This window comes from Fastidiosipila sp., from assembly GCA_012511175.1.
Lineage (GTDB): Bacteria > Bacillota > Clostridia > Saccharofermentanales > DTU023 > UBA4923.
Window position 1 is genome coordinate 88,514 of the sequence record JAAZGO010000004.1, and the last position, 13,013, is coordinate 101,526.

The 13,013-nt window shown below is 58.3% G+C and carries 14 protein-coding genes; 1 reads left to right on the forward strand and 13 read right to left on the reverse strand.

Features of this window, described 5'->3' with window-relative positions; translation table 11 throughout:
- Nucleotides 1-12: 12 nt before the first annotated feature.
- The 6 genes from mutY to GX839_00975 all read right to left on the reverse strand — a co-directional run bounded on the left by mutY (nt 13) and on the right by GX839_00975 (nt 6,347).
- Nucleotides 13-1,119: an A/G-specific adenine glycosylase gene (gene mutY / locus GX839_00950; GenBank protein ID NLB04039.1), complete on the reverse strand. Its 1,107-nt coding sequence runs from the start codon at nt 1,117-1,119 to the stop codon at nt 13-15.
- A complete protein-coding gene (locus GX839_00955) occupies nt 1,116-2,369 on the reverse strand; it encodes an aminoacetone oxidase family FAD-binding enzyme (GenBank protein NLB04040.1) in 1,254 nt (417 codons plus the stop codon). The genes mutY and GX839_00955 overlap by 4 nt, the downstream gene beginning before the upstream one ends.
- A 10-nt stretch (nt 2,370-2,379) precedes the next feature.
- Nucleotides 2,380-3,522 carry a hypothetical protein gene (locus GX839_00960; protein NLB04041.1) on the reverse strand — a complete coding sequence of 381 codons (1,143 nt, stop codon included), beginning with the start codon at nt 3,520-3,522 and terminating at the stop codon, nt 2,380-2,382.
- A 126-nt stretch (nt 3,523-3,648) separates the two neighbouring features.
- On the reverse strand, nt 3,649-5,271 hold the full coding sequence (gene groL, locus GX839_00965) for a chaperonin GroEL (GenBank protein NLB04042.1): 1,623 nt from the start codon (nt 5,269-5,271) through the stop codon (nt 3,649-3,651).
- Nucleotides 5,272-5,298: 27 nt separating this feature from the next.
- Entirely contained in the window at nt 5,299-5,583 is a 285-nt protein-coding gene (locus GX839_00970) for a co-chaperone GroES (protein ID NLB04043.1), read from the reverse strand.
- A 110-nt stretch (nt 5,584-5,693) separates the two neighbouring features.
- Nucleotides 5,694-6,347, reverse strand: a complete 654-nt coding sequence (locus GX839_00975) for a hypothetical protein (protein NLB04044.1) — start codon at nt 6,345-6,347, stop codon at nt 5,694-5,696.
- A 128-nt stretch (nt 6,348-6,475) separates the two neighbouring features.
- On the opposite strand from GX839_00975, the gene GX839_00980 reads away from it, so the two are divergent.
- Complete coding sequence (locus GX839_00980) at nt 6,476-7,039, forward strand: DUF4364 family protein (protein ID NLB04045.1); 564 nt, start codon at nt 6,476-6,478, stop codon at nt 7,037-7,039.
- Between the two features lie 40 nt (nt 7,040-7,079).
- On the opposite strand, the gene GX839_00985 is transcribed toward GX839_00980, so the two are convergent.
- From GX839_00985 to GX839_01015, 7 genes are all read right to left on the reverse strand, one after another.
- Nucleotides 7,080-8,300: an FprA family A-type flavoprotein gene (locus GX839_00985; GenBank protein ID NLB04046.1), complete on the reverse strand. Its 1,221-nt coding sequence runs from the start codon at nt 8,298-8,300 to the stop codon at nt 7,080-7,082.
- 118 nt (nt 8,301-8,418) lie between these two features.
- Nucleotides 8,419-8,583: a rubredoxin gene (locus GX839_00990; GenBank protein ID NLB04047.1), complete on the reverse strand. Its 165-nt coding sequence runs from the start codon at nt 8,581-8,583 to the stop codon at nt 8,419-8,421.
- A 101-nt stretch (nt 8,584-8,684) separates the two neighbouring features.
- Entirely contained in the window at nt 8,685-9,950 is a 1,266-nt protein-coding gene (gene obgE, locus GX839_00995) for a GTPase ObgE (protein ID NLB04048.1), read from the reverse strand.
- Between the two features lie 36 nt (nt 9,951-9,986).
- On the reverse strand, nt 9,987-10,271 hold the full coding sequence (rpmA, locus tag GX839_01000) for a 50S ribosomal protein L27 (GenBank protein NLB04049.1): 285 nt from the start codon (nt 10,269-10,271) through the stop codon (nt 9,987-9,989).
- Entirely contained in the window at nt 10,264-10,626 is a 363-nt protein-coding gene (locus tag GX839_01005) for a ribosomal-processing cysteine protease Prp (protein ID NLB04050.1), read from the reverse strand. Before GX839_01005 ends, rpmA begins: the two co-directional genes overlap by 8 nt.
- Nucleotide 10,627: 1 nt before the next feature.
- A complete protein-coding gene (gene rplU, locus GX839_01010; protein ID NLB04051.1) occupies nt 10,628-10,942 on the reverse strand; it encodes a 50S ribosomal protein L21 in 315 nt (104 codons plus the stop codon).
- Between the two features lie 173 nt (nt 10,943-11,115).
- Complete coding sequence (locus tag GX839_01015; GenBank protein NLB04052.1) at nt 11,116-12,990, reverse strand: ABC-F family ATP-binding cassette domain-containing protein; 1,875 nt, start codon at nt 12,988-12,990, stop codon at nt 11,116-11,118.
- Between the last annotated feature and the right edge of the window lie 23 nt (nt 12,991-13,013).

Genomic DNA, 13,013 nt, shown 5'->3' on the forward strand with positions numbered 1-13,013 from the left:
AACCGGGGTTTTTCATTGGGCCTCCCTCCGGCTGATGAAGTCATCGCGCCAGGCTGCAAGGAAGGCCGGAAAAGGCAGGCCGGCAAGGCTCTCTACACTGACCGGCAACAGGCTACCCTGCGGGGCATCAGGTCCGTCACGCGGGATCAATCCGGCCCCGCCCGAAACTTCCGCTTCCCAAAAAGCCATCTCCCATATGCGGTGAGAGAAGACGGCGCGGTTTTCGCCAACATAGTCCAGTTTGATCACTTTCGCACCCAAATGCGCTTCAATTGCCGGCCGGACATGGCCTTCTTCCTGTTTCCCATACTTGCCGGACAAGGAAAAAAACTCAAAGAGTCCGGACAGGAGCCCTTTGGAGCGGCGCCGGCAGTAAACCAGTTCACCCTCACGGATCAAGACGTAGGTGAGCTGGCTTGCGGGTTTGGGGAGGTCCTTGCGCCGCCTGGGGTAATCCATCACAGCAGAAAGCGAGAAAGCCAGGCAGTAACGATTGATGGGACAGGCTTGGCAGGCGGGTGCAGAGGGTGTACAGACAGCCGCGCCCAGCTCTATCAAGGCCTCACTGAAATCACCGGCCCGGCAGGGGGGAAAAAGTGCCGCCACACGCTCCCTTACCGCGCGCTGGCTTTTAGGGTCACCCTGCAGGTGCGGGATGGCATCAAGCCTTGACAGGACGCGGACCACATTGCCGTCCACCGCGGGCTCGGGAAGATCATAGGCGAATGAGAGGATGGCGCCGGCGGTGTAGGGGCCAATGCCCGGCAACTTGAGCAGCTCTTTTTTTTCACAAGGCAGGACCCCCTGGTACCGGCTGACGACCATGACGGCCAATGCCAGGAGATTTTTCGCGCGGCGGTAATAGCCGAGTCCCTCCCAGTATTTCAGTACTTCTGTTTCGCTTGCTGCCGCCAGGGACTCAAAATCCGGAAAGCGCGCCATGAACCGCTCATAGTAGGGGATGACCGTGGCAACCTGGGTTTGCTGGAGCATCAATTCAGACACGATGACCGCATAGGGATCGCGCCGATAGCCGGACCCCGCTGCCTCCCGCCAGGGCAAGGGCCTGGCAGACCGGTCAAACCAGCCAAGAAGCGCTTCTGAAAAACCGGGCTTCAAGACGATTCCGACTCCAGGAATACAGCGGCTGACTGGCCCGCCAGCCAGCCTGAAGCCATGGCCCACATGAGATTGAAGCCGCCCGTATCTCCGTCGATGTCAAGGACTTCACCGCAGGCGAAGAGACCCGGAACGAGCCTTGACATCAGGGTATCAGGATCGAAATCATCCGTCGCGATTCCCCCCGAGGCCACCTGGGCAAAAGAGAAACCGCGCGTACCGGTTACACCGACCTGGAGATGCTTGAGCTGGCGGGATAACTCCCTGATCATGCCCGACCGGCTGGAAACCGCCTGGCCATGGGACGCCGCACAGCCCACCAGGGCACGGGCGATCTTATCAGGGACCAGACCCGCCAGGGCAATCCGCCAGTCATCATGTGCCACATCCGAGGCAGCCAGGATTTCGCCGATGGCCTCCTCTTCCAGCTCGGGCAGGAAATCAATTTCGATCACACCGGCCGTGGCCGCCGACGAGACCGAGTGTCCGACCGCTCCGCCCAGTTCCATGGCCGCAATGCCGGACAAGCCGTATTTGGTGATCAGGTATTCGCCGCTGGTCCGCGCCGCCGCACCCCTTGTACCTTTGAAGGAGACTGAACCGCGGAAACGGACGCCTTCCGCGTATTGGATCAGGGGATGCGGGGACAGGGTCAGGGGGACGAGTGAAGGGACCGGTTCATTCAGCCGGTGACCCAGACCCTGGAGAATTTCATAGCCTGAGCGCGACCCGCCCAGGTCGGGAGAGGCACAGCTGCCCGCCGCCACAAGGACTGACCGGGCCGTGGCGCTTGTGCCATCATCGGCCAGGGCAAGAAAATGATTCTTTTGCTTTTTGACTTGCTCGATTTTCAAGGGCTGGATCAAGGCGACCTGCCTGTTCTGGAGGGCGTTGAGAAGCAGGAGTGTGACGGACCGAGCCTGCAGGGAGCGCGGATAGACACGCCTCTCTCTTTCCTCCATGGTCATCAGGCCTAGATCCCGGAGGATGGCCAGGATTTTTTCAGCCGGCAGCCGCTGGAATACAGGCCTGACAAAGTCCGGGTCGCCGCCCCGGTAATGACCTTCCACCGGTTCAAGGCTGGCGATGTTGCAGCGGCCGTTTCCGCTCGCCAGCACCTTGCGCAGGGCCTGTGATTCCTTTTCAACAATGGCAAGGGCCCCCCTCAGGCCGGCTTCCCGCGCCCCCAGCGCAGCCAGTACTCCGGAGGCTCCCCCCCCGACAATGATCAAATCATAATGTTGATCCAAGAACACCCTCCTATCGCACTGTCACAATGACCGCTTCTTTCTCGTCAATCACCAGGAAGTGCTGGCTGCTCAATGCCAGAATACGTTTAACCGGACCACCGGCAGCCCGGCGGGCCACGACTTGCCCCGTATCCATCCGGCAGGTCATAAGCTCACTGCCGGCGGCAGCCAGGATCAGGGTCCCGTCCGGGGTCAAGGCGAAAGTGGAAATCCCCTCCCCTGCCTCCAGCGCCTGAAATAGTTGACCATCGCCCAAACGATCCGGTGAGGCCGCATAAAGCCTCAAGCTCCCTTCATTTTCCGCCAAAAGCACAAAACGGCCGCCGCCCTCCGCGGCCTGGACCGGCATTCCCGGCAAGGAGCCGGTCTGGATCATCCCCGTCCGGGGGTCGAAGCACACCCACTCAGCCTCATTGTAAAAGAGTACCTCACCGCCGCCAAGACAGACTCGCAAGGGGAAAACATCATCCGCCGATATCAGGGCATCCGAGAGCCGTTTCCCCTCAAAATCGAAGCGCAGATAGCGGGTGGCTGTTTTCCCCTGCGAAAGGTCCAGCATGAGGACATCAAACTGGTCAGCTCCAGGGACAAAAGCAAGGCTGACCGGCCACTCCAGGGATGAGAAGGTCAAAACAGCGCAGTAGCCGCCTGTCCTGGCGTCAAAGAGCGATGCCGCCAGCCTTCCTTTGATTGAAGTTCCGAAAGTTAAAAGCAGCGGTTCCCGGAGATCCCCGCCGTAAATGATCTCCCGGGTATCCGACTCATGGCTGGAAAGATCGGCAAAAACTGCCATGTAGCCGGCTCTGTCAACCGGAGTCACCAGCAATCCCTCACCCATGGCCCTGACCTGTGACCGGCGGTAGGGAAAGGATGTAAAATCCAGTTCCCTGCCCGAGGCATCAAGCGCAGCCAGGCCCTCCTCCTCGATGCGGACCAGGGTCGATCCGACCAGGGCAAAAGACTCAGCCGGGGCCCCGCGCAGAGGGAAGGGCTTGCCGATAAGAAGTGAATCACCTGGCTGGACCGGCCTTTCAGGCACGCGGGAAATGAAAAGGATCAGGGCGATCACAATGAAAATAAGCGCCCAAAAAAAAGAGAGCACAGCGATCAGCCGGGAACCCGATTCTTTAGAATCTGAACTTTGCCTTGCCATGCGGGGCGGGCAGCTCCTCTCCGCTTCCTTCGGTGAATTGATTTTACTATAGCACGCGGCTGGACGGCCTAAAAAAGGGGCTGCCCCGCCATGGGACAGCCCCTGATTACTCTTCCGGGCAGTCGTTTAGTACATGCCGCCCATGCCTCCGCCCGCCGGCATCGGGGGCTCGGGCTCGGGAATATTGGCCACGACCGCTTCAGTCGTCAGGAGAATGGAGGCGATGGAGGCCGCGTTCTGGAGCGCGGACCGCGTCACCTTGGCCGGGTCGACGATTCCGGCGCCGACCATGTCGGTGTATTTCTCCTGCAGGACATCAAAACCGACGCCCTTGCCTTCCGATTTAACTTTTTCGCAGACGACGCTGCCGTCAAAACCGCTGTTCACTGCGATCTGACGAACCGGCTCCTCCAGGGCCCGCAGGACGATAGTCACGCCTGTGCGTTCGTCGCCCTCCAGCTCGTCGAGCAGCTGGCTGATGTCATCCAGGACATCGATGTAGGCAGTTCCGCCGCCCGGGACAATTCCCTCCTCGACGGCTGCGCGTGTCGCCGACAGGGCGTCTTCGATGCGGAGCTTGCGTTCCTTCATCTCAACCTCAGTCGCGGCCCCGACCTTGATGACTGCCACACCGCCAGAAAGCTTGGCCAGACGTTCCTGGAGTTTTTCCCGGTCAAAGTCCGAAGTGGTTTCCTCGATCTGGGACCGGATGGCCGTAATACGGGCCTGGAGTTCATCGGGGGAACCGGCGCCGTCGACAATGACCGTGTTGTCCTTGTCGATCTTGACCTGACGGGCCTGGCCCAGGTCGGACAATTCAACATCCTTGAGCTCCATGCCGAGGTCGGATGAAATCACCTTGCCGCCCGTCAGGATGGCGATATCCTGCAGCATCTCTTTCCTGCGGTCGCCAAAGCCGGGCGCCTTGACCGCCGCGCACTGGAAGGTGCCGCGGAGCTTATTGAGAATCAGGGTGGAGAGGGCTTCGCCTTCGACGTCTTCCGCGATGATGAGAAGCCGCTTGCCGTTCTGAACGATCTTTTCAAGCAGGGGGAGAAGATCCTGGATATTGGAGATCTTCTTGTCGGTCACCAGAATGTAGGGCTCTTCGAAGACGACTTCCATCTTGGTTGTATCGGTAACCATGTAGGCAGAAATGTAACCGCGGTCAAACTGCATGCCCTCAACGATTTCAAGTTCGGTGCCCATGGTCTGGGATTCCTCGACCGTGATGACGCCGTCATTGGAAACAGATTCCATGGCGTTGGCGATCTCCATGCCGATGGCGTCATCATTGGCTGAAATCGCGGCAACCCGTGAGATGTCATTTTTGCCTTCCACCGCCTTGCTGTTGCGTCCGATGGCAGCAACGGCCTTCTCGACGGCCTGGTCGATACCGCGCTTCAAGATAATGGGGTTGGCACCGGCGGCGACATTGCGAAGTCCCTCACGGATGATGGCCTGGGCCAGCAGGGTGGCGGTGGTAGTGCCGTCTCCGGCCACATCATTGGTCTTGGTGGCCACTTCCTTGACCAGTTGCGCACCCATATTTTCAAAACGGTCTTCCACCTCGATCTCACGGGCGATGGTAACGCCGTCGTTGGTAACGACGGGGGAACCGTATGTCTTGTCAAGAACTACGTTGCGGCCCTTGGGGCCCAAGGTGATACGGATGGTATCAGCCAGCTTGTTGACGCCGATTTCCAGCGATTTACGGGCGTCTTCCGCGTATTTCAAATCTTTAGCCATTTTTATAACTCCTTCTTTTCCAGTGAATCAGTCGACAATGGCGAGAATATCGCTCTGCCTCAGGATGGTGTATTCAAGGTCGTCGATCTTGACTTCCGTCCCCGCATACTTGCTGATCAGGACGCGATCGCCGACTTCAACTTCCATGATAACGTCTTTGCCGTCGACCACCCCCCCGGGGCCAACTGCAACAACTTCAACAATCTGCGGTTTTTCCTTGGCAGATCCGGGAAGCACAATGCCGCCCTTGGTTGTCTCTTCTGCTTCAAGTCTCTTGATGACTACGCGGTCACCCAACGGTTTAATGTTCATGTTCATACCTCCAACCGGTTTTTTATTGACGGAAGTTGGCACTCGTACTAACCGAGTGCCAGCCAAGTAATAATATAATCAGGGCTGCCTTTTTTGTCAACCGCCTCCGATTAAAAGATCGTGTCCAAAAGTGAACGAAAGATGTCTTTTTCTGAAAGGAAGGCCAGAATACGTGAGTTTTCAGTGAAACTGCGAACCAGGGGGCTGGTAAGGCTGAAGGAAATCAGCACCATGACAAGGAGCCAGACCATGAAGGCGCCCCAAACCAGACCCAGCACCAAACCGCCCGTTTTGTTGAGCCATCCGACGACCGGGATCCCATTCAGGACGGGAGTCAGCAGGCGGGCGGCCAGACCCAGAACCAGACGCACAATAAGAAAAATCACGACCAGGGCCAGGGCACCCAGCACCAGCTGCCAGACGGACTGAACGGCCGAGTCGGCAACGGAATTGCCGGCCGCGTCCGGAGCCTGCAGGATCCGCCGCGTCCAGTTTTCGGGCATGCCCAGAATATGCAGGACCGAGGGAAGGCCCGAAGAAGCGGCTCCAGCCCCTTCATGGACCAAGTCGGACACCTCTTCCATGGATCCGCTGAAAAGGCCCAATTTGAGCATCCAGCCGGACAGGGGCCGTACCATAAGAAACGCAATGGCGATTGAAATCAGGGAACTGATGAAACCGACCGCGGTCAGAAGCAGGCCGCGCCGGTGGCCGACCCAGACAAAAAGAGCAACAAGAATCAGTGCGGAAATGTCAAATCTCATAATTACCTTCCAGCTTCCTGCAATCCAGGCCCGGACTGCCCCGGAGCCCGCAGCAACCGCATTATCTCACAGTCGCCGGCCTTTTGCGAGCAGAACCCTTATGCTAAAATCATGCCGGAGGACGCGTCATGCCAAACGAAGCCATTCCGGTCCACAAACTGATACTCCTTTACATTGCCGGACAGGCTCCCGGTATTCGCCTTTCGCGCCTGCGCGATGCCGGCCTGGCCACCTTGTCCATGGATTATTTGGACCTGGCGGGGGCTTTGGAAGACTTGACCGCAAGCGGCCTGATCCAGGTGACTGTCCGTGACGACAAGCTTTTGCGTGACGCGGAAGACCGTGAAATTGAGATCTGCCAGCTGACCGTCGCAGGCCGGTCTACCCTCCAGGCTCTGGAAAATCAGATTCCTGCCCCCACCAGGCGCTTTCTTTCGGCCTATCTCGATGAAACCCACCTGCAGCGGACAGCAGCTGATACCATTACCTCCACGGTGGAGACGGCCAGCGATGGACGCTACCGCCTTACCTGCCGGCAAATGGAGGGAGATGACGGCAGTTTTTCCTTCTCCATCCTCTTCCCCACCGAGGCCATGGCCCGCAAGGCTGCACTGACCTGGCGCGAAAAACCGGCCTCCGTCTTCTCCTCCCTGCTCCAATCGCTTCTGGGCGATGACAAAAAAACACCTTGACCGGAACCGGCCAAGGTGCTTTCTTTCAAGTTCAGCCGACTCATTCGTTTTCCAGGACTTCCTCAGCCGGCAGGGCCTTCATGCGGGCTGCAAGTTCAGCCGCGTAGACCTTGATGGCTTCCCGGTCGTCCCCGGTCGGCAGGCCGCGCACCAGAAACGGTTCAATCCGCTCGGCCTTGTGGCTGCCCAAAAGACCTTCGAGTTGTTTGACCATTTGCGAGCCCCAGCCGTAGGAGCCGACAATCCCGATGTATTTGACGGGCGGGTTGATGCCGCCGATCAGCATGGTCATGGCGGCGACAAGCGGATGGGCACCGCCCAGCACCGCCGGGGATGCCAGGATCAGGGCGCCGGCAAAAATGGATTCCGTCAGAACCCGGCCGATGGGGACGCGCAGGTCCTGCTTGGCGCTGCCCAGATCCACCAGCTTGACGCCGATGCCCAGATCACTCAGGGCTCTGGCCAGCAGGCGGACCATGATGCCGGTGCTGCCATGCATGGAAACATAGGCAATCAGTACATCACGGCTGGTCTTGTCCGATACCATGCGCTCATACTCGGAAAGGATGGTGTCGGGCTCAAACCAGACCGGTCCGTGCGCCGCACAGATGATGGCCGGGTCAAGGGCTCTGGCCTTTTCCACATAACGCTTGACATGGGTCCTGAAGGGCATCATGATTTCAGAAAAGTAGGTGCGGGACTGCTGGATGCGTATCTCCTCATCCGGCTTGTCCGGAACGTCCGGCGCGTAGTGGCTGCCAAACAGATCCGAGGGGAAAAGTATGCGCTCCTCAGGCATCCAGAACATGGTGTTGTCGGGCCAGTGGGCAAAGGGGATGGGCATGCACTCCAACGTCACGCCTCCCAGATCCACCACATCGCCCTCGGCGACAACCATCAGGTCCTCTTGCGGGATATGCAGGAGCACGCCCAGAAATTCCGCCACCTTGGCGCTGGCCACGATTTTGGCCTCCGGATAGCGGTCGAGCAGGATGCGGGCGGCACCCGAATGATCCTGTTCCGCGTGGAGCGAAAAGATGTAGTCGAGCCGCTTGACTCCCATTTCCTGAAGATTATGAAGCAGCTGGTCAACGGTGTTTTCCTGCACCGGATCGATCAGGGCTGTTTTCTCATCACCCTGGATCAGAAAACTGTTGTAGGTTGTGCCATAGGGGGTTGGCATCAGGCAGTCAAAGAACTGCAGGCCCGGGTCAATGGATCCGACCTGGGTCACCCGTCCGGTCACCTTCTGTATGGACATAAACACTCCTCTCCCGGCACTTGCCTTCCGTGCCGCGCATCATTAAGCGGATAAGCATACCCGCATCAAAACCGGAGAGCCGGCAGGCCGGCTCCCTGATTGTCTCAATTCGTAAGGATTAATCCTCGAGCGGTGAAAAATCTTCTTTTGGCACGCCGCAGACCGGGCATACCCAATCGTCCGGCAAATCTTCAAAGGCGACTCCCGGATCAATGCCCCCGTCGGGATCACCGAGTTCAGGATCATAGACGTAGCCGCACACATCGCAAACATATTTCTGCATAGTCAACCTCACTTCGCTGAAACGCCTGTGGCCCATCACAGCCCTGCGCCTCAGACTTTATTTGGGACATTATACACGACCCTCTTTTGGATTGGCGGTACCTAAAGTGAAAATTCGAAAGACGATCCATCCAGCAAAACCTCGTCACCCTCTTCAACGCCGGCATCCAGCAAGGCATCCTGGATGCCGCTTTCGATGATGCGCTTTTGGAAATGCCGGAAGGACTCCGTGTCAGAAAAATTGGTCGACAGCATGAGCTCGCGGATAAAAGGCCCCTCGACCGAAACCAGGCCTTTTTGCCTTTTGATCTCAAAATCATATTTCTTCTCGAAGCGGTAGATTTTCCGCTGCTCCGCCTCTTCGAGCTCAGGCAAGGGCAGGGTCAGGACCACGGCCGCCAGAGCCCGGACAAAATCCTTCACACCGGCCGTGGTGGCAGCTGACAGGGCAAAGACCCGGTAACCTTCCCGCTCGATCCTGTTTTTGAGTTTGTCGACTTCTTCTTCTTCAACCAGGTCGATTTTGTTGATGACCACCCACATAGGCCGCCGGCCGATCAGGTTCTTGTATTTTTCCAGTTCGGCATTGAGGGCATGAAAGCGGTCGATGGGATCAGTTCCGTCGAAGGAGGAAGCGTCAAGGACCTGGATAAGGATACGGGCCCGTTCAATATGGCGCAAAAAGTCATGTCCCATTCCCGCTCCCTCGGAGGCGCCCTCGATCAGGCCGGGCACATCGACCAGGACAAAACGGGCACCGCCGACTTCAACCAGGCCCAGAACCGGTTCCAGTGTGGTGAAGGGATAGGAGGCGATCTTGGGCTTGGCCGCTGACACAACTGAAAGCAGGGTTGACTTGCCCGCATTCGGAAAACCCACCAGGGCCGCGTCCGCCAGGAGCCTGAGCTCCAGATCAATGCGGAGTTTTTCGCCTGTTTTCCCCGCCGTTGCAAAACGGGGTGCCTGCCGGACAGAGTTGGCAAAATTCACATTGCCGCGCCCGCCGGCTCCGCCCCTGGCGACCGTAATCTCGTTGCCGTCCTCACGCAGGTCGGCAATCATCTCACGTGTTTCTGAATGCAGGATCAGGGTTCCGGGAGGAACTTTCAAAACAAGATCGGCGCCGCTGGCCCCGGTCATCTTGTTGCCTCTTCCGGGCTGGCCGTCGCCGGCCGAAAAATGATGTTTGAAACGGTAATCCTGGAGGGTATTCAGGCTGCGGTCAGCCCGGATAATGATATGGCCGCCCCTGCCTCCATTCCCGCCGTCGGGTCCGCCGTTGGGGATGTATTTTTCACGCCTGAAAGAAACGGCGCCATTTCCGCCATTGCCCGATCTGACCTCGATGCTTGCGTGATCGTAAAACACGGCTATAAGGGAAGAGCGGCTCCCGCCGCTCCCTGTCTACTCTCCGACCGGATAAACGCTGGCCTGTTTGCGTTTTCGCGAAATACGCTCGTAGCGAACCAGGCCGTCAATCTTGGCAAAGAGGGTATCATCCTTGCCGATGCCTACATTGATGCCCGGATGGACTTTGGTTCCCCGCTGGCGGTAGATGATGCTGCCCGCTGTGCAGAATTCCCCATCCGAAAGCTTGGCACCCAGACGCTTGGACTTGGAGTCGCGCCCATTGCGCGAACTGCCCATGCCCATCTTATGGGCCAAAAGCTGAAGATTTACTTTAATCATGGTTTCCCCCTTTATTATCTGTCAAATCCTGATCGGCGACGGTCACGAAACGTGTTCCATAACTGTCTTCGATCTGCATGCATCCAATCCTGGCTGACTCCATCAAGGTCGAAACGGCAGCTGCCTTTCCGGCATCTTCCGGGTAGCCGACCGAGCAAGAGATGAACCCCGGCTCAAGCGTGTAGTCAGGCTGGACACCGGCAATATCCTGCAAACTGCCGATCACGGTCTGGGCAATGGCTGACAGGCCCGCGCAGATCGCATCCGGCCAAGGCCTCCATCCTCTGGCGTGCCCCTCCAACCGAAAGGAAACAATCCGTCCCTCGCAGTCACGTGAAAAGGCCGCCCGGATCATGTCAGCCCCTGATCGACTTGATCAGGACCCGTGTATAGGGCTGGCGGTGACCCTGCTTGCGGCGGTAGCCTTTCTTGGCCTTGTACTTGAAGACGACAATCTTCTTGCCGCGGCCCTGTTTGACAATCTCACCCGTTACGGCAGCCCCTTCCAGCAAGGGCGTTCCGACACGAAGCAGGCCGCCCTCTGAAATGGCCAGAACTTCCTCGAAAACCACCGGGTCTTCGGCTTCCCCTTCAATGCTTTCGATGAAGATCTCGTCGCCTTCCGCGACGCGGTATTGCTTGCCGCCTGTCCTGATGATGGCGTAGCTCATATGCGGTCACTCCTTTTTCAAGTCTCGCCCAGCCAGGGTTGCCGCTTTCAAGCAACATTAAAAAACCCCGCCGGAGCGGTCGCCGGATCATGATACGACAGGGGGGGCCTGCCTGTCAAACGACCTGTACGGAAGCCGGATCCCGGCCCGCCTGTTACCGGAAGCCCCGCTCCCTAGCTTTCCCCTGCCCTCTCTTCCAGATCGACATAGCGCTGATAGAGGCCTTCCAGTTCCGCCAAAAGCTCCGCATAGCGCTCGTAATCCTCCGGCCTGTGCCCTGAGGCGTCCGCCTCCTCAAAAAGACGGCAGGCCCGTTCCCGCACTTCAATCTCTTTCTGGATCCGGCCCAGGGCCTGGCGCCATTTCGCCCTCTGCCTTCTCACCTCAGCCGCATTGGCAGGCGCACCAGCCCCCGGCCCGGCCTTTCCCTCCTCCTTTTCCCGCCAAAGGCTGTATTGCCGATACCAATCTTCATAGCTGTCAAAAGGCAAAACTTCTGTCCCCACAAAACCCAGGACTGATCGGGCCGCCGTCCTGATAAAGTAGCGGTCATGGCTGACCACCAGAACTGCGCCATGATAATCGGCCAGGGTCTGCTCCAAAAGTTCTCTCGACTCAATGTCCAGATGGTTGGTCGGTTCGTCCAGGACCAGCAGGTCCGCCTTTTGTTCCAGCAGGGCGCAGAGGTAAAGGCGGTGGCGTTCCCCGCCCGAGAGGGCAGTCAGCTGCTTGATCAAGGCCTCATCGCCAAAACCGAACCGGGCCAGCCGGCCCCGTATCTGTGTTTCTGAAGCCGGAAAGGTACTTTTCAGATACTGGTAGACCGTCTGGGCTTGATCAGGGAAGTCGACGCTCTGCCCCATGAAAGCCGTGCCGGGGTCGCCATAGAGGGAAATCCGGCCTGAAACAGCTTCCATACGGCCCAAAAGGATATGGAGCAGGGTGGTTTTGCCACAGCCATTGGGTCCTGCCAGGGCGATCCGGTCGGAGGCCTTGACGGTGAAGGAAAGGTCTTCGAAAAGCGGCCGGTCAAAAGCCATGGAGAGATTTTCGGCCTTGATCAGCAGCCGGTTCCGGTCTTTTTTTGTGTCAGCCGGCAGGAAGGAGAAGGTCATGTGCCGGTCCGGGTTCACCTGGCTTTGAACCTGGCTCAGCTGGTCTTTCAGCTTGCGCACCACTTTTTCCCGTGAGTGATAGGACTTCATCTTGCGATGTGACCGCATGGTTTGGGCCACACCCTCCTGGCGTTTGATCTCGCCTGACAGCCGGTCCATGGTCAAACCCAACAATTTTTTCCGCTCCCGCTTTTGTTCCATGGCCTGGGAATAATTGCCGCGGTAAGTATGAAGGCCATGGTTTTCCAGTTCAAAAATTCTGCCCGCGACATGGTCAAGAAACCAGCGGTCGTGAGAGACCACAACCAGGGCTGTCTTTTTTGACAGCAGATACTCCTGCAGCCAATCCAAACCGTCATAGTCCAGGTGATTGGTCGGTTCGTCAAGCAGGAGCAGGTCGCAGGGCTCAAGGAGAAGGCGCCCCAAGGATACCCGCATCTGCTCGCCCCCTGACAGGGTGTGATAGGGCTGATTCATCTGTTTCTCGGTCAGGCCGAGGCCTGCCAGGTTCCTGGCCAGGCGGGCCCTGTAATCGTAGGCGCCCCCGTCCTCCATGGCCTGCTGGAGCCGGCCGAATTCTGCGACCAGGCCGTCAAGGGCCGGCCCGGACGTCCTTTCCATCTCTTTGCGGAGGATCTGCATCCGCTCTTCCATACGGATGAAACGGGGATTGTCCAGGATGTCGAGACCCTGATGATCGTAAGCCAGGGGCCGCTGGCCCAGCTTGGAGACGGCCGTGTAAAAGGACCGCCGGATGGTCCCCGAGTCGGGCAGCAGGGTGCCGGAAATCAGATTGAGCAGGGTGGTCTTGCCTGTACCGTTCTGCCCGATCAGGCCGATCTTGTCGGAGGCGTCGATGGCAAAGGAAAGACCCTCCAGGACAGGCCGTCCCAAAAAGCCCTTGGATAGATCACTTGCCTGAACAATACTCATGGATCACCCGCCTCAAAACCTCC

What these genes read in the sequence shown, in the direction of transcription:
- rpmA (NLB04049.1), bottom strand. Translation starts at nt 10,271, where the DNA reads ATGATTAAAGTAAATCTTCAGCTTTTGGCCCATAAGATGGGCATGGGC.
- GX839_00985 (NLB04046.1), bottom strand. Translation starts at nt 8,300, where the DNA reads ATGTCCATACAGAAGGTGACCGGACGGGTGACCCAGGTCGGATCCATT.
- GX839_00970 (NLB04043.1), bottom strand. Translation starts at nt 5,583, where the DNA reads ATGAACATTAAACCGTTGGGTGACCGCGTAGTCATCAAGAGACTTGAA.
- GX839_00980 (NLB04045.1), top strand. Translation starts at nt 6,476, where the DNA reads ATGCCAAACGAAGCCATTCCGGTCCACAAACTGATACTCCTTTACATT.
- GX839_01015 (NLB04052.1), bottom strand. Translation starts at nt 12,990, where the DNA reads ATGAGTATTGTTCAGGCAAGTGATCTATCCAAGGGCTTTTTGGGACGG.
- GX839_01005 (NLB04050.1), bottom strand. Translation starts at nt 10,626, where the DNA reads ATGATCCGGGCGGCCTTTTCACGTGACTGCGAGGGACGGATTGTTTCC.
- groL (NLB04042.1), bottom strand. Translation starts at nt 5,271, where the DNA reads ATGGCTAAAGATTTGAAATACGCGGAAGACGCCCGTAAATCGCTGGAA.
- GX839_00960 (NLB04041.1), bottom strand. Translation starts at nt 3,522, where the DNA reads ATGGCAAGGCAAAGTTCAGATTCTAAAGAATCGGGTTCCCGGCTGATC.
- GX839_00975 (NLB04044.1), bottom strand. Translation starts at nt 6,347, where the DNA reads ATGAGATTTGACATTTCCGCACTGATTCTTGTTGCTCTTTTTGTCTGG.
- rplU (NLB04051.1), bottom strand. Translation starts at nt 10,942, where the DNA reads ATGAGCTACGCCATCATCAGGACAGGCGGCAAGCAATACCGCGTCGCG.
- GX839_00990 (NLB04047.1), bottom strand. Translation starts at nt 8,583, where the DNA reads ATGCAGAAATATGTTTGCGATGTGTGCGGCTACGTCTATGATCCTGAA.